The 20,364-nt window shown below is 32.8% G+C and carries 19 protein-coding genes; 10 read left to right on the top strand and 9 right to left on the bottom strand.

Going from position 1 to position 20,364, the window contains the following annotated elements; translation table 11 throughout:
• Nucleotides 1-136: 136 nt before the first annotated feature.
• Genes fmt through ACFS5J_RS02290 form a run of 3 tightly spaced genes read right to left on the bottom strand, consistent with a single transcriptional unit; the run spans nucleotide 137 to nucleotide 3,544 of the window.
• Nucleotides 137-1,084 carry a methionyl-tRNA formyltransferase gene (gene fmt, locus ACFS5J_RS02300; protein ID WP_379810350.1) on the bottom strand — a complete coding sequence of 316 codons (948 nt, stop codon included), beginning with the start codon at nucleotides 1,082-1,084 and terminating at the stop codon, nucleotides 137-139.
• A complete protein-coding gene (locus tag ACFS5J_RS02295; protein WP_379810348.1) occupies nucleotides 1,084-2,970 on the bottom strand; it encodes a RecQ family ATP-dependent DNA helicase in 1,887 nt (628 codons plus the stop codon). The genes fmt and ACFS5J_RS02295 overlap by 1 nt, the downstream gene beginning before the upstream one ends.
• A gap of 28 nt (nucleotides 2,971-2,998) precedes the next feature.
• Nucleotides 2,999-3,544: an AAA family ATPase gene (locus ACFS5J_RS02290; RefSeq protein ID WP_379810347.1), complete on the bottom strand. Its 546-nt coding sequence runs from the start codon at nucleotides 3,542-3,544 to the stop codon at nucleotides 2,999-3,001.
• Between the two features lie 126 nt (nucleotides 3,545-3,670).
• Between ACFS5J_RS02290 and ACFS5J_RS02285 the strand changes: the two genes are divergently transcribed.
• From ACFS5J_RS02285 to murA, 3 genes are read left to right on the top strand one after another with little or no spacing between them, the layout of a single operon-like run.
• Nucleotides 3,671-3,955 carry a DUF493 family protein gene (locus ACFS5J_RS02285; RefSeq protein WP_379810346.1) on the top strand — a complete coding sequence of 95 codons (285 nt, stop codon included), beginning with the start codon at nucleotides 3,671-3,673 and terminating at the stop codon, nucleotides 3,953-3,955.
• Nucleotide 3,956: 1 nt separating this feature from the next.
• Nucleotides 3,957-4,655: a DUF4290 domain-containing protein gene (locus ACFS5J_RS02280; protein ID WP_379810345.1), complete on the top strand. Its 699-nt coding sequence runs from the start codon at nucleotides 3,957-3,959 to the stop codon at nucleotides 4,653-4,655.
• Between the two features lie 4 nt (nucleotides 4,656-4,659).
• Nucleotides 4,660-5,970 (top strand): UDP-N-acetylglucosamine 1-carboxyvinyltransferase, encoded by a 1,311-nt coding sequence (gene murA / locus ACFS5J_RS02275; RefSeq protein ID WP_379810344.1) that lies wholly within the window; start codon nucleotides 4,660-4,662, stop codon nucleotides 5,968-5,970.
• A gap of 52 nt (nucleotides 5,971-6,022) precedes the next feature.
• Here murA and ACFS5J_RS02270 read toward each other — a convergent pair whose 3' ends face one another.
• From ACFS5J_RS02270 to aroQ, 3 genes are read right to left on the bottom strand one after another with little or no spacing between them, the layout of a single operon-like run.
• A complete protein-coding gene (locus ACFS5J_RS02270) occupies nucleotides 6,023-6,451 on the bottom strand; it encodes a hypothetical protein (RefSeq protein WP_379810343.1) in 429 nt (142 codons plus the stop codon).
• Nucleotides 6,452-6,492: 41 nt separating this feature from the next.
• The gene (locus tag ACFS5J_RS02265) at nucleotides 6,493-8,961 is read right to left on the bottom strand and encodes a DUF5686 and carboxypeptidase regulatory-like domain-containing protein (protein ID WP_379810341.1); all 2,469 of its coding nucleotides are present in this window, start codon (nucleotides 8,959-8,961) and stop codon (nucleotides 6,493-6,495) included.
• Nucleotides 8,962-9,007: 46 nt separating this feature from the next.
• A complete protein-coding gene (aroQ, locus tag ACFS5J_RS02260) occupies nucleotides 9,008-9,421 on the bottom strand; it encodes a type II 3-dehydroquinate dehydratase (RefSeq protein WP_379810340.1) in 414 nt (137 codons plus the stop codon).
• A 247-nt stretch (nucleotides 9,422-9,668) separates the two neighbouring features.
• On the opposite strand from aroQ, the gene ACFS5J_RS02255 reads away from it, so the two are divergent.
• The 4 genes from ACFS5J_RS02255 to xerD all read left to right on the top strand — a co-directional run bounded on the left by ACFS5J_RS02255 (nucleotide 9,669) and on the right by xerD (nucleotide 12,804).
• Nucleotides 9,669-10,292, top strand: a complete 624-nt coding sequence (locus ACFS5J_RS02255; protein WP_379810339.1) for an outer membrane protein — start codon at nucleotides 9,669-9,671, stop codon at nucleotides 10,290-10,292.
• Nucleotides 10,293-10,547: 255 nt separating this feature from the next.
• Nucleotides 10,548-11,144 carry an outer membrane beta-barrel protein gene (locus ACFS5J_RS02250; protein WP_379810338.1) on the top strand — a complete coding sequence of 199 codons (597 nt, stop codon included), beginning with the start codon at nucleotides 10,548-10,550 and terminating at the stop codon, nucleotides 11,142-11,144.
• A 138-nt stretch (nucleotides 11,145-11,282) separates the two neighbouring features.
• The gene (locus tag ACFS5J_RS02245) at nucleotides 11,283-11,822 is read left to right on the top strand and encodes a porin family protein (protein WP_379810336.1); all 540 of its coding nucleotides are present in this window, start codon (nucleotides 11,283-11,285) and stop codon (nucleotides 11,820-11,822) included.
• Nucleotides 11,823-11,901: 79 nt separating this feature from the next.
• The gene (xerD, locus tag ACFS5J_RS02240) at nucleotides 11,902-12,804 is read left to right on the top strand and encodes a site-specific tyrosine recombinase XerD (RefSeq protein WP_379810335.1); all 903 of its coding nucleotides are present in this window, start codon (nucleotides 11,902-11,904) and stop codon (nucleotides 12,802-12,804) included.
• 66 nt (nucleotides 12,805-12,870) lie between these two features.
• Here xerD and rny read toward each other — a convergent pair whose 3' ends face one another.
• The 3 genes from rny to ACFS5J_RS02225 all read right to left on the bottom strand — a co-directional run bounded on the left by rny (nucleotide 12,871) and on the right by ACFS5J_RS02225 (nucleotide 15,237).
• Nucleotides 12,871-14,433, bottom strand: a complete 1,563-nt coding sequence (rny, locus tag ACFS5J_RS02235; protein WP_379810333.1) for a ribonuclease Y — start codon at nucleotides 14,431-14,433, stop codon at nucleotides 12,871-12,873.
• A 214-nt stretch (nucleotides 14,434-14,647) separates the two neighbouring features.
• The gene (locus ACFS5J_RS02230; RefSeq protein ID WP_379810331.1) at nucleotides 14,648-14,941 is read right to left on the bottom strand and encodes a cell division protein ZapA; all 294 of its coding nucleotides are present in this window, start codon (nucleotides 14,939-14,941) and stop codon (nucleotides 14,648-14,650) included.
• 5 nt (nucleotides 14,942-14,946) lie between these two features.
• The gene (locus ACFS5J_RS02225) at nucleotides 14,947-15,237 is read right to left on the bottom strand and encodes a hypothetical protein (protein ID WP_379810330.1); all 291 of its coding nucleotides are present in this window, start codon (nucleotides 15,235-15,237) and stop codon (nucleotides 14,947-14,949) included.
• 191 nt (nucleotides 15,238-15,428) lie between these two features.
• Here ACFS5J_RS02225 and ACFS5J_RS02220 point away from each other — a divergent pair, with 191 nt between their 5' ends.
• Genes ACFS5J_RS02220 through ACFS5J_RS02210 form a run of 3 tightly spaced genes read left to right on the top strand, consistent with a single transcriptional unit; the run spans nucleotide 15,429 to nucleotide 20,360 of the window.
• Nucleotides 15,429-17,117 (top strand): M23 family metallopeptidase, encoded by a 1,689-nt coding sequence (locus tag ACFS5J_RS02220; RefSeq protein WP_379810329.1) that lies wholly within the window; start codon nucleotides 15,429-15,431, stop codon nucleotides 17,115-17,117.
• An 11-nt stretch (nucleotides 17,118-17,128) separates the two neighbouring features.
• Entirely contained in the window at nucleotides 17,129-19,588 is a 2,460-nt protein-coding gene (locus ACFS5J_RS02215) for a TonB-dependent receptor (RefSeq protein WP_379810328.1), read from the top strand.
• A gap of 49 nt (nucleotides 19,589-19,637) precedes the next feature.
• On the top strand, nucleotides 19,638-20,360 hold the full coding sequence (locus ACFS5J_RS02210) for a hypothetical protein (protein ID WP_379810327.1): 723 nt from the start codon (nucleotides 19,638-19,640) through the stop codon (nucleotides 20,358-20,360).
• The last annotated feature ends 4 nt before the right edge of the window (nucleotides 20,361-20,364 follow it).

Here is a 20,364-nt window from a genome sequence, read left to right as displayed (position 1 = left end):
TTACAAATTTAGTAGTATAACTGAAATATGCAAGTGATTACTACTGTTTTTGTAGTAATTGTTGATAAAACCATATAAATGTTAACAAAATTATTTGTTTTTTTCTGAAATTCGCTACTATTAGTGTTTATGGGGCTTAGAAGGCTCTTGCTTTTTCCGAAAACTGAATCCCATTTAACAGTTCGTGGGTTTGCATTTTTTTCTTTCCAGGGAACTGAAGACTGTTTAAATGTAAGAATCCATTTTTTAAAGCAATTTTGATTTCCTTTTTAGTTGTAATTAAAATGCCAATTTCATAAGAATGGTTTTCTTGTGTAAATGCAACGTCGTAAAGTTTAACATTCCATTCTTTATCACCATCTGCAATAAAAGTCCATGCCGCAGGATAAGGAGATAATCCTCTTATGTGGTTGAAAATGGTAGCGCCATCTTGTGACCAATCCACTTTGCAGTTTTCTTTGTTAAGTTTATATGCCGTTTTAATATCGTCACTTTCCACCTGAATGGTAGTGGCTATTTTTCCGCTTTCAATTTGTTCTAGCGTTTCTAAAACGGCTTCTGATCCTATATGCATTAAACGGTCGTGAAGCTCTCCAGCAGTTTCGGATTTACCAATTTCTGTTTCTTTGTGCAAAATCATAGCACCAGTGTCAATTTTTTCATCGATGAAAAAGGTTGTCACTCCTGTTGTTGTTTCTCCATTTATAATGGCCCAGTTTATAGGAGCGGCACCACGATATTGCGGTAGCAAAGAGGCATGAAGGTTGAAGGTTCCTAATTTTGGCATTTTCCATACTACTTCGGGTAACATTCTGAAGGCGACTACAACTTGTAAATTAGCATTAAGAGAAGCTAGTTCTTCAAGAAAGTCTTCTGATTTTAAATTAGTAGGTTGGAGTAATCTTAAATTTTTTGAAAGAGCGTATTCTTTTACGGCGCTCATGCTGATTTTTTGTCCGCGTCCAGCAGGTTTGTCGGGAGCGGTAATAACACCTGCAATTTCATAACCATTTGAATATATAGTGTCGAGAATTCCAACAGCAAAATCTGGAGTTCCCATAAATACGATTCTTAATTTTTCCATTATTTTAGGTAATATTTGTTTTGATTGTTTAGGCTAACTATGTCTTTTTCTAAAAGAATTTGCAATGCAAAGATAAGTTCTTCCGTTGAGTACGAAAGAGCATTTTCCAATTCTCTTGAGGATAAGGGATGTGTTTTTAAGTGTTCGATGATTTGAGATCCTATCATTTCAGGATCATTTTTTTTCTTGGCAACACAATAGGAGCAAATGCCGCAATCTTCAACATTCTTTTCGTCAAAATATGAAAGTAATATTTTGCTTTTACATTTGGTTTCATTAGTCGCATATTCAATAACACTTTGAAGTTGCCGTGATTTTATTTCGTTTTGATTTTCTAAAAACTTTACAATTCTATTTATGGTTAAATCGTCTTCTCTTACTTCATTGAAAGTAATACTGCTGTCGTTGTTTTGTGTTTGCAGTTGAATGCAACCACTAGTGTCTAAATTGTGAATGATTTTCAAAACAACTGCTTCAGAAGTGTTGTTCTTTTTTGCAATAGCAATAGGGTTTATTGCTGTTGGAATTTCGAAAATGCCCGAATAGGTTCTTAAAATACTAGTAATGATTTTTTCTTCTTCCGGGTGCAAACTTGTATAACGAATGACTTCTTTGCTAGGTACAATAAATTGCATTTTTACCTTTTCTGAATTTTCATTAAGCAAAGTGATTATTCCTTGTCGGTCTAAAAATTGAAGTGCATTGAAGGTTTTTAATACAGGGAAATTATAATGCGCACAGAATTGATTTAAATTAAAAGAAAACTGTTCGTTAAACCCTTCTCCGTAGGCAATTTGAAAAAAGTTATTCAGTTTGTAGTAGACTTCTTTTAAAAATTTTCGATCTACTGTAACAGCTTTAAATTGGTTTTCTGTTGTGGTGACATCGCCCGGGTGTACCAAAAGAATTGCAAATGCTTTGACACCATTTCTTCCCGCTCTTCCTGCTTCTTGGTAATAGTTTTCAAGGTTTTCAGGGAGTTGAATGTGTATTACGGTTTTAACATCGGGTTTGTCAATTCCCATTCCAAAAGCATTTGTAGCAACAATTACCTGGACTTTGTTCTCCATCCAAAGTAATCGGTTTGATTCTTTCTCTTTGATAGGTAATCCACCGTGGAAATAAGTCGCTTTAAAGCCTAGATGATTTAATTGTTGAGCCGTTTCAATACACGATTTTCGGTTGCGTACGTAAATGATTGAAGACTGTGTGTTCTTGGTTAAAATTTGTTGAATTTTATACAGTTTGTCTTCTGTTTTAATCACGTGGTATGCCAGATTTTCACGAGCAAATGATTTTTTGAAAATCTTAGGTTCGTTTAAGGCTAAGTTTTCAATGATGTCTTTTTGTACCCTATCAGTTGCACTTGCGGTAACAGCTAGAAACGGAACGGTAGGAAAATCAGTTTTTAACCTCTTTATTTTAAGATAAGCGGGTCTGAAATCGTGCCCCCATTGACTTACACAGTGTGCTTCATCTATAGCGATTAGGTTAATAGGAAGTTGCTTTAAACGTTCTAAAATCCAGTCTTGTTGTAAACGCTCTGGGGATAGGTATAAAAATTTATAATTTCCAAATTGACAGTTATCCAATAAGTCAATAATTTCGTTTTGCGAAATACCGCCTAATAAAGCAATTGCTTTGATGTTTTTCTTTTGTAAATTCTCAATTTGGTCTTTAATTAAGGCAATTAAAGGCGAAATGACCAAGGTTATGCCATCAAGCATGATACCCGGAATTTGGTAACAAACGGACTTTCCGCCTCCAGTTGGTAAAAGCGCAAAGGTGTCTTTGCGTTCCAAGACGTTAGTAATAATAGCTTCTTGAGGATCTCTGAAGCTTTCGTGCTTCCAATATTTTTGAAGTATCTGTAAGGCTTTTGCCATTCAATAAATGCTGATTGTAATAAAATTACTAATTAATTTTTGAAAGTTTTCCCAAAATAAAGTTAAGTCTGTTTTCAACAGTGTCTTTGGGGATTTCTATTAAGTGATAACCAAATTTTTTGTATGTTTCTTTTAAATGCTCATGAATCAAAACGGCTTGTTCATAAGTTTCATAGCGTTCGGTGTCACTTACGTATATTTCTTTCCAAGGTGGTAGAACAAAAACATGAGTATACTGGTATTCTTTACAAGCTTGGTGAAAGGTATTGGGGTAGGAGTCGCCTATATAATTCATATAGGCTAAAACATCTGGAAGACCACGGTCTAAAAAAACATAATCCGATTCTTCTTTGTGAGCATTTTTAAATTGCTGAATACGACCTTCGAGTAACAATTGACTGAATAATAAAGGGTTTTCTAAAAAGAGCTGGTCAATTCCTTTCGCTTGAGCTTCTCTTATAACTTCACGAGAAATTTCAGGATAACAGACTTGTCCTTTTTCTTTTAAGGCATTTATTAAAGTTGTTTTGCCAGAACTTGGACCACCTATTAAAACAATTATGTTTTTGCTCATTTTCAAAAATATAAACCACAAAAGTAGGTTTTTTTAAAAATCTATTCAAGTTTCCAAATTTAATGCTTTTCAAAATTTAGATTCTAAACTTAAAAAAGTATATTTGCTATTAAATAATAGATGAAAATGGATAAGAAATCGGAAGAATTTTATGTGCGTTTGAAAGAAGAGTTAACGAACACTTCGGATTGGCCTACAGAATATTTGTTTAAATTTATTGTGCCTTCTGATATTGAAAAAATTGCTCATGTAGAAGGAGCATTTAACAATATGGGAGCAGTAATTAGTAATAGTCAATCAAAAACAGGAAAATACACCAGTATTTCAATAAGTGTTCAAATGAAAGACCCTGATAGTGTTATTGCAAAATATCAAGAGCTATCAAGTGTTGAAGGAATAATATCATTGTAATATGGAGGATAACCCTAAACAAGAAGGAGGAAGTTTGGAATACAATTCATATAGAGAGCCGTTAATTATACCAGAATATGGGAGGCATCTACAAAAGTTAATCGATCAGGTTACTGTTATAAAAGACAGAGAAGAGCGTAATAAAGCGGCCAAATATGTGATTTCTGTGATGGGGTCATTAAATCCACATTTACGCGATGTGCCAGACTTTCAACATAAATTATGGGATCAGTTATTTATCATGTCTGATTTTAGGTTAGATGTAGATTCACCTTACCCAATTCCATCACGTGAAGTTTTACACCAACGTCCGGAACCTTTAAAATACCCTCAGAATTTTCCTAAATATCGTTTTTATGGCAACAACATAAAATATATGATTGATGTAGCCATTAAATGGGAAGAAGGGGAAATGAAAAACGCATTAATTCTTGTGATTGCCAATCATATGAAAAAGTGCTATTTAAGTTGGAATAAGGAAACAGTGGAAGATGAGGTGATTTTTAACCATTTACTAGAACTTTCAAATGGTAAAATCAACTTGTTTAAATCAAATGAAGAGTTGTCAAATACTCATAATTTGATGAAAGTAAACAAAAAAATGTCGAACAAATCACAGTTTAGTTCAGGTAAAAGTTCGATTACCAAAAATCCACACAAGAAAAAAGGAAGCAATCAAAAAAACAATAATAGAAAATAAGTTCATGGGAACATTCAGTATTGAAGGCGGAAAAACCTTAAAAGGATCAATTACACCTCAAGGAGCAAAAAACGAAGCTTTGCAAGTTTTATGTCCGGTTTTATTAACTTCTGAAAAAGTAAGAGTAACCAATATACCCGACATCATTGATGTTAATAAGTTAATTGCTTTATTGGGTAATTTGGGAGTTAAAATTCAAAAGAATGGTCCTGGTGATTATACGTTTCAAGCTGATGAGGTTAATGTGAACTACCTGAAAACGGAAGCTTTTAAAAGAGAAGGAGGGAGTTTAAGAGGGTCTATTATGATAGTCGGACCTTTATTAGCACGCTTTGGTTGTGGGTATATTCCAAAACCAGGAGGAGACAAGATTGGTCGTCGTCGTTTGGATACCCATTTTGAAGGTTTTATTAATTTAGGAGCTAAATTCCGTTACGAACGTGAAGATCATTTTTATGGAGTAGAAATCGATGGTCGTTTACAAGGAACATATATGTTGCTTGATGAGGCTTCGGTTACAGGGACTGCAAACATTATCATGGCAGCAGTTTTAGCAGAAGGTACTACTACCATTTACAATGCGGCATGTGAGCCTTATTTACAACAATTGTGTAAAATGTTAAACGCAATGGGTGCAAAAATTAGCGGTGTTGGGTCTAACTTAATTACAATTGAAGGAGTAGAGAGTCTAGGTGGTTGTGAGCACCGTATCCTTCCTGATATGATTGAAATTGGTTCTTGGATTGGACTTGCAGCTATGACACGTAGTGAGATTACGATTAAAGACGTGAGTTGGGATAATCTAGGTCAAATTCCAAATGTTTTTCGAAAATTAGGAATTACTCTTGAACGAAAAGGAGATGATATTTATATTCCTGCTCATACTGAAGGTTATCAAATTAAAACTGATATAGACGGTTCAATTTTAACGATAGCGGATGCGCCTTGGCCCGGTTTCACACCTGATTTATTAAGTATTGTTTTAGTAGTAGCAACGCAAGCAAAAGGTGAAGTTTTAATTCATCAAAAGATGTTTGAAAGCCGTTTGTTTTTCGTTGATAAGTTGATTGATATGGGGGCCAAAATTATACTTTGTGATCCGCATCGTGCTATTGTAATTGGGCATAATTTCCAATCACAACTTAAAGCTACAACGATGACTTCTCCTGATATTAGAGCAGGTATTTCGTTATTGATTGCTGCGCTTACAGCTAAAGGAACGAGCACGATTCAAAATATTGAGCAAATTGATAGGGGGTATGAACGTATCGATGAGCGTTTGAGAGCTATTGGAGCTAATATTGTGAGAGTATAATTAAAATATAGATATAAAAAAAAACACCTCATTGAGGTGTTTTTTTTTATATCTATATAATCCAGTTTTTTTTCATAGCGTATTTGGAATACCAAATTAAGATTAACCCGAAAACAATTATCATTATCGGCATTATCGTTGCTCCTGGACCGTAAACGGCTAAAGAATCAATGATTATGAAGTTGTAATACATTTGTACTAAAACCGCAATCATTGAAAAGATAAATAAATAGTGTGCCCATTTTTTACGCATTATTAGTGCAACAGCACCAAAAAATCCTCCAAAAACGGCTAATGCAAATGCAGCAGTAGACCAAATAGGTGCTTCAGCTATAAGTTGTAATTGCTCTTCCGTGTACATGGCTTTGAAAGATTCTGTTTGATAAGCTTGTTGGATGTAAGCATTTACCCCCATTGCGTTCCATAGTAGTGCAATTGCACTTATAATCCAATAACTAGCTTTAGGTTTGTTTGACTTCATAATTGATTTTTTAATTGATTTACACTAATATACAAATTGATTTAGAGTTGTAAGCCAAACATTATTCCGTCACCTTGAAATCCGTTTTGATAAGCTCTAACGTAGTCTATACGTAAAAAGCGAATTTTTCCAAATCCAATATTGCTAAATCCAACAGAGAATTCTTGGTAAGGTTTGTAATTTGGGACATTAATTTGGTGAAAACCGCCCACTAAATTCCATTGTAATTTATTCAATAATGGAATTTTATTCATAATGAAGCCATTGAAATTGTGTTCGATATGAGTTTCTAAATATGCATCATTAGTTGAGTTACTGTAATATGGTAATAGATTAAATGAATTCAAATAGTCACCGTTAAAATTAACATGTGTTTGGTTTCCATTAAAATGTTTGTAATCTACAAAAGCAATATGATCTGCATTGAAGAATTTTCCACCTTTCATACGGAATGAAAAATCACCTTTGTTGCCAAATGTATTGTTATAATCAACTCTTGCTGCCACAAAATCATATTGGTAATCTTTGTTTGTTGCCGTAAAAGCTTTTGTGTAATTCAAATAAATAGTAGGGTATTTATTATCAGAAATGGTCATTCTACTATTAGGTCTTGAAATGTATTTTTGATTGAATCGAATACGGGTTCCTAGACTAGCTTTCATGATGTGATGATTTTCAAACGGGATAGATGTTTCATTAAAAGGCTGTAATGGATCGTTTGAAAAATAAGGATCATCATTCTTAATGATAGTGTAATCGGTATTGTTGAATAAGGCATGTCTTTTTTCGTATTCTACAGTTCCGTTTAAATAAATACCATTGGTGATTTCTTGCCCATAAATAGCTTTTATAAATTCTTTATTGTACAATTTCATATAATTGTTTTTAAAGAATAGGGTACTCACAGTATTAATAAGCTTTGTAATAGGTTCTGCACTATTAATTTGGCTTACATCACTACCTCCAGAAATATTAATGTTGGCTTTGTTGATATTGTTGAATCTGTGGTAGATGTTTCCTATAACGCGTAGGCGGTCTTCTGCAAAGCCATAATTGAATGTACTGGAAATAGAAGTGTATTTACCATTGTCTTCATTCCATTTGCGATACGAAAAACCGCTGTTTAAATTCCAACCTTGTACAGTATTAAAACTCGTTGAGGTTAAATTGGATAAACCGTCATAGCTAAAGCTGTGCTTTTTTGTACTATTAGTATACGTATAGCCCGTTACAATATCAAATATTTTGAATTTATTGCGTTTAGCATCTATTGAGTCTAGATAGGTTTTTGAATTTCGAACGGTTTCAATACTGTCCTTTTTGATGTAATTTTTGATTTCTTCATCGGTTAAGGGTACGGGTCTTTTTTCCGTCCAATAATGGTTATCTTTCTTATTGGCATTTTCTGCAAAGCTTACAATTTCATTGCCAAAGGTTTTTTTCTCAAATGCATTTTTAAATACATAGTTACTGAATACATGTGTGAACTTTCCGGTAAAACCAATTCCGAAAATTCCAGCTTTAAAATCAAGGGATTGTATGTTTTTTGCCCAAATTTTATTTTCGGTATTGTAACTGAAATTTTGAATAAGTTTTAAGTTTTCAATGATAGGTTGTTGCATTCTATAGCCTTTGATATTTAAATCAATTCCATAAATAGCCCAACTGTCTTCTACAATATAGATGTAACCTTCAAAAACAGGTTCTTTGTCGCGTTTTGGTGTTACTTTAATTTTGTTTATTAATTGTTTTTTATCATCGTAAAAGGTGCTTTCTAAAGAAAACTTGTAGTAATTAAAAGTATTATCAGCTATAGGAGAAATCATTTTTAAGCCAAAATCTACATAGTTTTCATAAAAGTCATAATTGGTGTTTAATGCGGTGTTGAAACTAAAACCATTATCATCACCGGCAACTTTTGAAGCTATAATCTCTTCTTTCAAATTATCGGGTTTCTCAAATTTAATTTTTGAGACCGTCTCAGATAAATAAATGACTCCACTTCGGGTCGAATCGATATTGCCTTCTAGATCCCCAATCTCAATTCCCATTATTTTTTCTGGCAAGTCTTCGGCTCTAAAAATACCACGCGAGTAAAAGTCTGCTTCAAATTTATCGGTTTTTAATGCATTTGTCTTTTTGGCAGCAATAGCCTTTTTAATGATTTCATTTGCTGGATTATCTCCATTGTTGACTACAACTTCGTTTAAAATGAAGTTTTCTTCTTCAAGTGTTACATCAAAAGTATAGGGATAAGTAGTGATGTTAAGTTGGTGTTTTTGTGTAGTATAGCCCAAATATTGAAACAAGATGCTTACTTGTTTTGATACTGTATAATTCAATTCATATTTACCTAACTCATTAGTTGTGGTTCCTGTGTAGGTTCCTTCAACATAGATATTGACAAATGGAAGTGGTCTACCTTCTCTATCGGTAACGGTTCCTTTTATTTGGCTATAGGATACTAAATAAAATAATGACAGTAATAAGGTAAAGTAATATTGTTTCATAAAGGCTTTTATTTAATAGACGTGAAAACTTTTGAAAGGGTTGGGGTTACTTAAAGGATTCTAGGGCTAGTGTATAACTTTTCAACCCAAAGCCTATGATAACGCCTTTTGCGTGATTGGAAATATAGGATTGATGACGAAATGTTTCTCTTGAAAAAGTATTGGAAATATGCACTTCTACCACTGGTGTTGTAATTGCAGCAATTGCATCACCAATACCAATAGAAGTATGCGTATAAGCACCAGCATTTAAAATAATACCATCATGTGAAAAGCCTACTTCCTGTAATTTTGAAATAATTTCACCTTCAATGTTGCTTTGGAAATATTCAACAGTCATTTCAGGATATTTGTTCTGCAAGCTTATTAAGAAATTTTCAAAGGTTTCACTTCCATAAATTGTAGGTTCTCTTTTACCGAGTAGGTTTAAATTGGGACCGTTTATAATGCAGATTTTCATTTTTTTTATTTTTAGTAAATGTAGTAAAAAACCTAAGTATTGAAATTGGTTGTATTCATTATTGATTTTACTTTTCTAATTGTAAGTATTAAATTAATTTACACTTTAAGTTTTTTCTATTTGCTAAGTAAATACTTTTTAAATATATAATATGTTAATTAAATTGTTAATATTTTATGTTTTTTATTGTGGTAGCAGGTTTTATTATGGGTAATTTTAAGTGTTTAACCATTTAAATTGATTAATTATGAGAAAAATTATTTTATCAGTAGGCGCAATTTTAGCATTTGGATTTGCAAATGCTCAGGATATGGGTGCAGTTAAAGAAGAAATGGATACTGCAAAAGGTATGGACTTTGAAAAAGGTAATATGTTTATTGAAGGAGGGATTAAAATAACGACTGGAGATACCTCTAACGATTATTTCGCAATTAATCCAAAATTTGGCTATTTTGTTAATAATAAATTAGCAGTAGGGGCTGATTTAGATTTTTCATCGGACAAAAGTTATATTAATGATGATAAAACAAGTACATTCGGAGTTGGTTTGTTTGCTAGATATTATTTCTTAAGTTTAGCACAGAGTCGTTTAAAAGCCTACGGAGAAGCGGGTGTTGGATACAGTCACCAAAAATTTGACCCAAATGTCGGTGATTCAGACACTACCAATGGTATTAAAGCGAATATTGATTTAGGGCTGAATTATTTCTTTACCGAAAATTGGGCTGCTACTTTTACATTAGCTAATATTTTGTCTTACAATAACGCAAATCCTGAGAATGGTGGATCGACAAATGACTTTGAATTGAATATTAACTTGTTTGAGAATATTTTTGCAACCCCTCAATTCGGGTTATTATATAAATTCTAATAGAAAACGATTTATTAACAAAAATCCCGCATTTGCGGGATTTTTGTATTTATAAAGCTTCACAAATGTTAATACTGTTTTAATTATTTATTTGAGAAGTGTTAAATTTTATGAGTGTTATTTTGTTATTGGTTTGATTATGAAAGTGTAACGTTTTAAATATCTTTTTTAGATGTTACCCATTTGTTAAGCGGTGTGTTTTGGAATTAAAATTCTTATAAATTTGTCGTTATAACTTTAAAAAATATACTAATTATGAAAAAAGTTTTATTAACTGCAGCTGCAGTTTTTGCTTTTGGTTTTGCAAATGCTCAAGAAGGAGAATCTACAATTGCTGGTTTCAGTAAAGGTGATGTTTTTGTAACTGGTGGGGTAGGTTTTAATTCTGATAAACAAGGTGACTGGAAATCAAATGAATTTACATTTTCACCTGCAGTAGGATATTTTGTGTCGGATAATATTGCTTTAGGGGCTAGATTAAATGTGATGTCTGGTAAGTCTGAGTTTGGATCTTCGGAAGAAAAATCAAGTGCATTCGGGGCTGAAGCTTTTGGTCGTTATTATATGACTCCAGCATCCAAATTCTCTTTATTTGGTGAATTAGCTGTAGGTTTTGGTTCATCTAAAGAAGAGGATGTATTTGGTGATGAGACTAAATACAATGCTTTTGGAGTAAATGCAGGTATTGGTGTTAACTATTTCTTATCTAGTAATTGGGCATTAGAAGCTTCATGGGCAGGATTAGGTTACAATACTTTTAAAGAAGATACTTCAGGAGCTGAATCATATGATACATTTGGTTTAAACGTTGATTTATCTTCAATAAATTTAGGATTGGTTTATAAATTCTAAATTTATGCTTGAATTATTTAAAAATCCCGCATTTGCGGGATTTTTTGTTTTTAATCTGTTTTTTCTGCGTTTAATCGATTAGTTATTAAGTTGTTGGTTAAATTCATTAATTTGTTAGTACCTAAAAAATAACGCATTATGAGAAAATTTTGGTTGTCAATTGTAGCAATATTTATAGTTGGATTTGTTACAGCACAAGAGATTAATTTTGGTGTAAAGGGAGGTTTTAATACTTCTATGTTAAAAGGTGATGTTGATAATACTAGTGCTTTATCTGGATTTCATGCGGGTGCTTTTGCAGAAATTAAGATATTGAATACACTTGCAATACAGCCTGAACTTTTGTATTCTACACAAGGTTCAAAATTTGATGGATCTGATGATTTAAAATTGGATTATTTTCAAGTTCCTGTTATGGGTAAATTTTATTTTCTGAATATAGTTTATGTAGAAGGTGGACCTCAAGTAGGTTTTTTAACTAATGCAAAGCTTGGGGATGAGGATGTAAAGGATTCATTTACATCAACTGATGTTTCTCTAGGTCTTGGTGCTGGGATTAATCTATTAGACAAACTAAGAGCAGGAGTGCGTTTTAATTTTGGCCTTTCGGATATTTCAGAAACTAGTGACGATGTTAAAAGTTTTGTATTTCAAGTAGGTGGTGCTTATATTTTTTAAGTAGCTATAAAATAAATAAATTTAAGCCTGAGTTATAAAGACCAGGTTTTTTTGTGCTTGTATTTTTTTATATTTGAACATGAACAATGAGTGGCAAACGTACATAAAAGAATATCAAAATTATTTAAAGTTAGAACGCGGACTTTCCGATAATACTATTGCTAATTATACTTTTGATATTGAAAAATTAGTAAACTTTTTAATTGAAAAAAATATTGAGGTTTCGCCCATTAAAATTGGTGAGGATGAAGTTTTACAGTTTATTTACGAATTAGCCTCAAAGGTTAATGCAAGAAGTCAGTCGCGTGTTATTTCGGGTTTAAAGAGTTTCTTTTCATATTTAATTTTTGAAGATTACCGAGAGACAACTCCAATGGAATTAATTGAAGTGCCTAAAACGGGACGCAAACTTCCGGATACTCTATCTACATCTGAAATTGATGGGTTAATAGCGGCTATTGATTTATCAACTCCTGAAGGGGAGCGTAATCGGGCTATGTTGGAAACCTTGTATAGTTGTGGATTGCGTGTTTCGGAATTGACAAATTTGAAAATATCGGATTTGTTTTTTGAAGAAGGCTTTGTAAAAGTTACGGGTAAAGGGGATAAGCAACGTTTTGTTCCAATAGGTCCTTCAACTGAAAAGTTTATTAATTTATATCGAAATGAAATCCGAAATCATCTGAAAATACAAAAAGGACACGAAGATACGTTATTTTTAAACCGTAGAGGGAAGCAATTGACTCGTGCAATGGTATTTACTATTATAAAAGATTTAGCGGTTAAAATAGGTTTAAAAAAGACAATTAGCCCACATACCTTTCGTCATTCATTTGCAACTCACTTATTGGAAAATGGTGCAGATTTGCGTTCCATTCAATTGATGTTGGGGCATGAATCAATAACAACAACTGAAGTTTATATGCATTTGGATAGATCGCATTTGCGAAAAGTGTTAAGCGAGTTTCATCCAAGAAGGTAAGATTTTAAAAATAAAAAAAACGCTTTTCTGAATGGAAAAGCGTTTTTTAGTATAATGTATTTGGTTTTACTTGGCGATATTAACCGCTCTAGTTTCACGAATAACGGTGATTTTAACTTGACCAGGATACGTCATCTCTGTTTGAATTTTTTGTGAAATTTCAAAAGATAAAGTAGATGCTAATTCATCAGATACTTTTTCACTTTCTACAATAACACGTAATTCTCTACCCGCTTGAATTGCATAGGCATTTTTAACCCCTGTGAATCCGAAAGCAATATCCTCAAGATCTTTTAAACGTTGGATGTAAGAATCCAATACTTGTCTTCTTGCTCCTGGACGTGCACCAGAAATGGCATCACATACTTGAATAATAGGAGAGATAAGTGATTTCATTTCAATCTCATCGTGGTGCGCTCCGATAGCATTACATACTTCCTCTTTTTCACCATATTTTTCAGCCCACTGCATACCTAAGATAGCGTGTGGTAATTCACTTTCTGTTTCTGGAACTTTTCCAATATCGTGAAGTAAACCAGCTCTTTTAGCAAGTTTAACATTTAAGCCTAATTCTGCAGCCATAATTCCACAAAGGTTGGCTACTTCTCTAGAGTGTTGTAATAAGTTTTGACCGTAAGATGAACGGTATTTCATACGTCCAACCGTTTTGATTAACTCTGGGTGTAAACCATGAATACCTAAATCAATTACAGTACGCTTACCAACTTCAATGATTTCTTCTTCAATTTGTTTCTGTGTTTTAGACACAACTTCCTCAATACGTGCTGGGTGAATACGTCCGTCTGTCACCAATTTGTGTAAAGCCAAACGTGCAATTTCACGACGAACTGGATCGAAGCACGATAAAATAATTGCTTCTGGAGTATCGTCTACAATAATTTCAACGCCTGTAGCTGCCTCTAAGGCACGGATATTTCTACCTTCACGACCGATAATTCTTCCTTTTACATCGTCAGATTCAATGTTGAATACCGATACACAGTTTTCAACTGCTTCTTCTGTACCAACACGTTGAATAGTGTTGATGATGATTTTCTTAGCTTCTTGTTGTGCTGTAAGTTTAGCTTCTTCCATAGTGTCTTGGATAAAAGACATAGCATTTGTTTTTGCTTCTGCTTTTAAACTTTCTACTAATTGGTTTTTAGCTTCTTCTGCTGATAAACCAGAAATTACTTCAAGTTGTTCTACTTGACTACGGTGTAGTTTTTCAATTTCTTGTTGTTTCTTTTCTAAATACTCTACGCGATTGTTATAATCGGCTAATTTAGTATCGAATTCTTCGTTTAGCTTTTTGTTTTTAGCTAATTCACTAGAAACTTGTGACTCTTTATCACGTGTTCTTTTTTCTGCTTCTGCAATTTTCTTGTCACGAGACAAAATAACTTGTTCGTGTTCTGTTTTTAATTCTAAAAATTTTTCTTTTGCTTGTAAAATCTTATCTTTTTTGATTGATTCTGCTTCTGCTTTAGCGTCTTTTAAAATTGATGAAGCTTCTTTTTTTGCATTTTTAATAAGGTTGGAAACATTGCTCTTTTCTAAAAATTTAGCAAAGCCAAAGCCTGCTGCAAGTCCGACAACAATTCCAATTATTATGCTTATTATGTCCATAGTTTGTAAAATAAATTATATAAAAAAAGCCTACATTAGGTTTTTGTATAAACTCGTAAAGACAAGTTTTGAGCTAACTCGCATTTCATGTTTCCCACTTAAGGGCTTACAATAGTTGCGAAGATTTACCCATTTTAATTTGTTAGTGTTGAGTTTATCAAATAGATACTAATGTAGGCAGTATTTTTGTTTTGTATGTATGTAAGAACGTTTTTTATTTTGAAAGAAGATTACTCAATTTATTGTCTAAATTCTGCAAGCGTTTAAAAGCACTATCATAATCATCAGATAGGTCAATTTGTTTCTGTTCTGACTGCGCTGCTAGTTGTAACGCGCACATGGCCAAAACATCTTGTTTGTCTCGCACAGCATAACTTTGTTCAAACTGTGAAATCATCTCATCTATTTTCTTAGAGGCACTTCTTAGCGCTTCTTCCTGCGAATCCTCAATAGTTAAAGGGTATACGCGATCTGCAATAGATAACTTAATTTTCAATTTTTCACTCATGCTTCCTAATCAGAAAGTTGGGTTATGCAATAATCGATTTCTCGAATTAATGAATTTATTTTGAGTTTTGTTTCTCTTTTATTTTCTTCACTGCCTAATAGTGAATTTACCATTTTTAGCTTATCTATTTGATTTTTTAAATCAGCTATTTGCTCTTTTTGCAATCTCTGTGATTCCTCAGATAAAGCTAGCTTTTGCTGTAACTCTTGATTCTCTTTCTTTAAGGTTGTAACTTTCTGGTTGACCTTGAAGAATTTAACTTCAAGAGAATCAATTAATTCAGATAATCCATTCATCAATGATAAAATTCATTTCTATTTCTACAAATTTAGTATTACTATTGAATTATAGCAATAGTTTTTGATAAAAATTATGTAAATATTTTTATTTGTTACAATAAATTGATAACGAGGAAGTTGTAAATAGGAGTAAAATGTGCTTTTTCACTCCAATAAAAAGTATTATTTTTAGCTTAAATTAATATGCCATGAAAAAAATCTTAGCCTTTATTTTTGCCACATCTTCACTTTTTTCGCAAACCGATTACCCTTCAGATTTTATAAGTCCACTATCTATTCCCCTTGATTTTTCAGGTTCTTTTGGAGAGTTGCGTTCCAATCATTTTCATTCGGGTTTGGATATGAAAACCAATAGTCAGCAAGGCTTAGATGTTTTTGCTGTTGCGGATGGATATATTTCTCGAATAAAAATTTCATCTTATGGTTATGGAAAGGCTATTTACATTACACATCCTAATGGCTATACTACCGTGTATGGACATTTACAACGTGCTAATGGTGTAATTGAAGATTTTATCAAACAAGAACAATATAAAAAGAAATCGTTTGAAGTTGAAATGTTTCCAGGGCCTAATGAGTTGCCTGTAAAACAAGGAGAAGTTATTGCTTTTTCTGGTAATTCCGGGGGTAGCGGTGGTCCACATTTGCATTTTGAATTTCGTGAAACCAAAACGGAAAAAATTGTAAATCCATTGTATTTTGGTTATACAAAATTTGTAAAGGATAAATTTAGACCAAATTTACAAGGGATTATGGTTTATCCTATGGATAGTGTAGTAGTTAACAAATCAAGAAAACCTATTCTAGTTTCATTCAACAAGCAAGCAGACGGAAATTATGTGAGTTCAAAAGTTGTTGCCAATGGAAAAATTGGTTTTGCTATTAATGCTTATGATAATTGTACTAATGGTTATAATAGAAACGGACTTTTTAAAGTAAATGCCTATTTAAACGGAGTATTGTATTACGAGTACGAGTTTGATAAGTTTGCTTTTAATGAATCGCGATACATCAATAATTTTATCGATTACGAAGTTTTTAAAACCAAAAAGCAACGTTTTCAAAAGCTGTTTTTTAATACGGCTTATCCTTTATCGGTATTGAAAAAAGACAAGCATAACGGGATAATCAATACGCAACCTAATGCGAACTATACGTTACGAATAGAGATGTTTGATTTTCACGGCAACCAAACCAATGTATCGATTCCGATTGAGTACGGAACTGAAATAGTTCAGCAGGAAGATACTACGCCAGTATTGCCGTATTTGATGAAATCAAGGATTGAAAACAATTTTACAAAAGATAATGTTTCAGTTTATGTGCCAGAAAATGCTTTTTATGATGATTTCAGGTTCAATTTTGAAGTAAATGATGGTGTACTAGTGTTTGGTAATGAAACGATACCTGTTCATAAAAATATTACCATCACATACGCGAATATTGAAGGATTAAGAGAAGAATTAAAAGAGAAGACTTTTATAGCTAGTGTGGATGGAAAATCTTTGGATTATAATGCAACCAAACGCAGTGGAAATAATTTTTCAACTCGTGTACGTAATTTAGGAGAATTTAAACTTGCTCAAGATACAATTGCGCCTCGTATTTATAATATGAGTTTTGAACAGGGTAAAAATCTTTCAAAGAACAAAACGTTTAGTGTTTTGATATCGGATAATCTTTCCGGTATTGATACGTATAATGCTTATTTAAATGGAGAATGGATCTTAATGGAATACGATTATAAAACCAGAAAATTGGTACATGATTTAGCTGATAAGAAATACATGGAGGGGAAAAATGAATTGAAAATTATTGTAACGGATAATTTACAAAATTCTACTACCTTTGAGACTCATTTTTTTATGAATAATTAAATAGTTATTACTTGAAAAATATACTTTTCTTAATAGTTTTTGTTTTTTGTGGTGTTGGAGTATTTGCACAAACGGCGCGTATCAAAGGAATTTTGTTGGATGAATTTAACAATCCTATTGAAAATGTAACGGTGCGTGTAGGAGAATCAGGTACGGTATCTGATGTGACGGGTTTTTATATTTTAGAAGTTCCAGCTAATGAAAAGGTAACAATTGTATTTACTCACGTTACATTTAAAAAGACAGAAGTGACAATTCAATTGAAGCCAAATGAGGATTATGAATTTAATCCCGTTTTAAATTCAAATGTAGTTCAAATAGGAGAGGTGGTTGTAGCAGGGAATAGTAAAAAACGAATTGATGGTGTTACCACTATAAGTCCTGTTGTAATTAGAAAAATTCCTGGTGCAAATCCGGGTATTGAAAATATTATCAAAACACTTCCTGGTGTTTATTCCAATAACGAGTTGAGTACTTCTTATGCAGTTCGTGGTGGAAATTACGATGAAAATTTAGTGTATGTTAATGAAATTGAAGTTTACAGACCTTTTTTAATTCGTTCAGGACAACAAGAAGGGTTGAGCTTTACTAATACGGAGATGGTGGAAAATGTTGATTTTTCTGCTGGAGGTTTTCAATCAAAATATGGCGATAAAATGTCTTCTGTTTTGGATATTACTTATCGAAACCCAAAGCGTTTTCAGGCTTCTTTAGATGCTAGTTTGTTAGGTGGAAGTTTGACTGCGGAAGGGGTTTCTAAAAATCAAAAATGGAGTAATATAACAGGGGTACGTTATCGCGATAATAGCCTTTTGGTTAACAGTAAAGAAACGGAAACGAATTTCAGACCTACATTTACCGATGTTCAAACGCTGTTAAATTTCAATGCTTCTTCAAAATGGCAATTTAGTTTTTTGGGTAATGTATCGCAAAATAAATACAATTACAAACCGTTGTCACGTCAAACCAATTTTGGAACTATCAGTGAACCCATTGCACTTCTTGTAGTGTATGATGGTGAAGAAAAAGATGAATATTTGACTTTGTTTGGTGCTTTTAAATCGGTTTACCAATACAACGAAAAAAATAAATTAAAGTTTATTGCCTCAACTTATCATACGCAAGAGCAAGAATATTACGATATTTTGGGACAATATCGTTTAGGAGAAGTTGATGCTAATATTGGTTCGGAAACTTTTGGAGATGTTACATATTCTCGTGGAGTAGGTTCGCAATTGAATCATGCGCGTAATAATTTGGATGCTTTAATTTTCAATGCTGAAGTCAAAGGTTTTCATGAATTTACTGAAACGTCACAAGTAGAATGGGGTTTTAAATATACACGAGAAGATATTAGAGACCGTTTGGTAGAGTGGGAAGTTATCGATTCAGCTGGCTTTGCTCTGCCAGCTCCAATTTTAGAGTATTCAAACAATCAGCCTTATGCTCCAAATGCTTATCCACTAGCTCCTTATCAAAGTGTCCGTGCCACAAATTACACCACGATTAATCGTTTTTCGGGTTATGCACAATGGAATCATAGAGGGCGTATTGGAGCACACCAATATTGGCTTAATGCTGGAGTTCGTGCACATCAATGGCAAGTTGATAATGGTATTGTGAAAGGTGATGCACAAGTGACAATTTCTCCAAGAGCTCAATTTGCATTCAAGCCAAATTGGGAAAAAGACGTTTTATTTCGTTTGTCTGGCGGAATGTACAACCAACCGCCATTTTATAGAGAATTGCGCGATTCATCGGGTACTGTTCGACCAAATGTTAAAGCTCAGCAATCATTCCATATGGTTATGAGTAGTGATTATAGCTTTACAATGTGGAATCGTCCTTTTAAATTGGTAAACGAATTGTATTACAAACATATGTCAGATGTAAATGTCTATACAATTGATAATGTTCGTATTCGTTACCGAGCGGATAATAATGCTAAAGCGTATGCTTATGGTTTTGATGCACGTTTGAACGGGGAATTTGTCCCAGGTACAGAATCATGGTTTAGTTTTGGTTATTTGAAAACAGAAGAAAATTATAACAACAAAGGTTATATAGCGAGGCCAACTGATCAGCGTTTGAAATTTGGTTTGTTGTTTCAAGATTATATGCCCGCTATACCAAATGTAAAATTATATTTGAATTTAGTGTATAATACGGGATTGCCAGGTGGTTCGCCTGCTTATGCTAATCCTTATGATTATCAGTTGCGTTTAAAGGATTATAGACGTGCAGATGCTGGTTTTTCGTATGTGTTTAAAGATGCTAGCTTGACTAATGATGCTAAACTGTTCAAGCCATTTAAAGAGTTTTCTTTAGGTTTTGAAATTTTTAATTTGTTCAACAATCAAAATGCGATTACCAATACTTGGGTGCGTGATGTTTATACAAAATCGCAATATGGTATTCCAAATTATATGACAACTCGAGTTTTTAATGTTAAGTTAATTGCACGCATGTAGGGCTTGAGCATTTAAAAAATTATTATATTTGATACTAACTTCCTGAATTATGACTAACATTTTAAAATATTTTTCATTTACTCTTTTGATTGCAGTTATTAGTTGCAAGCAAAATAAAGAAACACCAAAAGTAATTTACGAAGAGGTTAAAAAGCCAGTTGTTGCAGAAAAGAAGGTGGATACTTCTTCTATCAAAATTGCCGATTTGCCTATCTTAATGGAGGGTACAAAATATTTAATTCATCCTGTTGGTGATATTCGTGTTTATGACGATTATAGTAAAGTTTACGGATCAAGTAAAACCAATCAAATGAGTTATGCGATTTCAAATTATAATCGTTTTGAGTTGACAGGTTATTTTGAAAATTTGAAATTTCAACACATTGATTCTACTAGTATTGCATCATTAACGGATAAAAAAATGCAAATTCAAACGGTTACGTATTTGAATACCATTGCAAGTCAAATTAAGAAGCAAATTTTAGTATATACTCTTGTAGATGCGGATACCAATAAAGACGGTGAAATAAATCAGAATGATATAAAATCATTGTATTTAAGTAGTGTTGATGGTACGCGATTTACTAAAATTTCAGAACCTCTTCAAGAACTTATCGATTGGAATATTGTAGAAGCGCAAAATCGTTTGTATTTGCGTTGTATAGAAGATATTAACAAAAATGGAGCTTTTGATAAAAATGATAAAGTGCATTATCATTTTGTAAATTTAGCATCAGAAGAGTGGAAAGTAGAAGAGTATATGCCGATTTAATTTT

The organism is Flavobacterium chuncheonense (assembly GCF_042686145.1).
Lineage (GTDB): Bacteria > Bacteroidota > Bacteroidia > Flavobacteriales > Flavobacteriaceae > Flavobacterium > Flavobacterium chuncheonense.
The sequence above is the reverse complement of the archived record's forward strand: the minus strand, read 5'-3'. Positions and strand labels throughout refer to the sequence as shown.

What these genes read in the sequence shown, in the direction of transcription:
- fmt (WP_379810350.1), bottom strand. Translation starts at nt 1,084, where the DNA reads ATGGAAAAATTAAGAATCGTATTTATGGGAACTCCAGATTTTGCTGTT.
- ACFS5J_RS02295 (WP_379810348.1), bottom strand. Translation starts at nt 2,970, where the DNA reads ATGGCAAAAGCCTTACAGATACTTCAAAAATATTGGAAGCACGAAAGC.
- ACFS5J_RS02290 (WP_379810347.1), bottom strand. Translation starts at nt 3,544, where the DNA reads ATGAGCAAAAACATAATTGTTTTAATAGGTGGTCCAAGTTCTGGCAAA.
- ACFS5J_RS02285 (WP_379810346.1), top strand. Translation starts at nt 3,671, where the DNA reads ATGGATAAGAAATCGGAAGAATTTTATGTGCGTTTGAAAGAAGAGTTA.
- ACFS5J_RS02280 (WP_379810345.1), top strand. Translation starts at nt 3,957, where the DNA reads ATGGAGGATAACCCTAAACAAGAAGGAGGAAGTTTGGAATACAATTCA.
- murA (WP_379810344.1), top strand. Translation starts at nt 4,660, where the DNA reads ATGGGAACATTCAGTATTGAAGGCGGAAAAACCTTAAAAGGATCAATT.
- ACFS5J_RS02270 (WP_379810343.1), bottom strand. Translation starts at nt 6,451, where the DNA reads ATGAAGTCAAACAAACCTAAAGCTAGTTATTGGATTATAAGTGCAATT.
- ACFS5J_RS02265 (WP_379810341.1), bottom strand. Translation starts at nt 8,961, where the DNA reads ATGAAACAATATTACTTTACCTTATTACTGTCATTATTTTATTTAGTA.
- aroQ (WP_379810340.1), bottom strand. Translation starts at nt 9,421, where the DNA reads ATGAAAATCTGCATTATAAACGGTCCCAATTTAAACCTACTCGGTAAA.
- ACFS5J_RS02255 (WP_379810339.1), top strand. Translation starts at nt 9,669, where the DNA reads ATGAGAAAAATTATTTTATCAGTAGGCGCAATTTTAGCATTTGGATTT.
- ACFS5J_RS02250 (WP_379810338.1), top strand. Translation starts at nt 10,548, where the DNA reads ATGAAAAAAGTTTTATTAACTGCAGCTGCAGTTTTTGCTTTTGGTTTT.
- ACFS5J_RS02245 (WP_379810336.1), top strand. Translation starts at nt 11,283, where the DNA reads ATGAGAAAATTTTGGTTGTCAATTGTAGCAATATTTATAGTTGGATTT.
- xerD (WP_379810335.1), top strand. Translation starts at nt 11,902, where the DNA reads ATGAACAATGAGTGGCAAACGTACATAAAAGAATATCAAAATTATTTA.
- rny (WP_379810333.1), bottom strand. Translation starts at nt 14,433, where the DNA reads ATGGACATAATAAGCATAATAATTGGAATTGTTGTCGGACTTGCAGCA.
- ACFS5J_RS02230 (WP_379810331.1), bottom strand. Translation starts at nt 14,941, where the DNA reads ATGAGTGAAAAATTGAAAATTAAGTTATCTATTGCAGATCGCGTATAC.
- ACFS5J_RS02225 (WP_379810330.1), bottom strand. Translation starts at nt 15,237, where the DNA reads ATGAATGGATTATCTGAATTAATTGATTCTCTTGAAGTTAAATTCTTC.
- ACFS5J_RS02220 (WP_379810329.1), top strand. Translation starts at nt 15,429, where the DNA reads ATGAAAAAAATCTTAGCCTTTATTTTTGCCACATCTTCACTTTTTTCG.
- ACFS5J_RS02210 (WP_379810327.1), top strand. Translation starts at nt 19,638, where the DNA reads ATGACTAACATTTTAAAATATTTTTCATTTACTCTTTTGATTGCAGTT.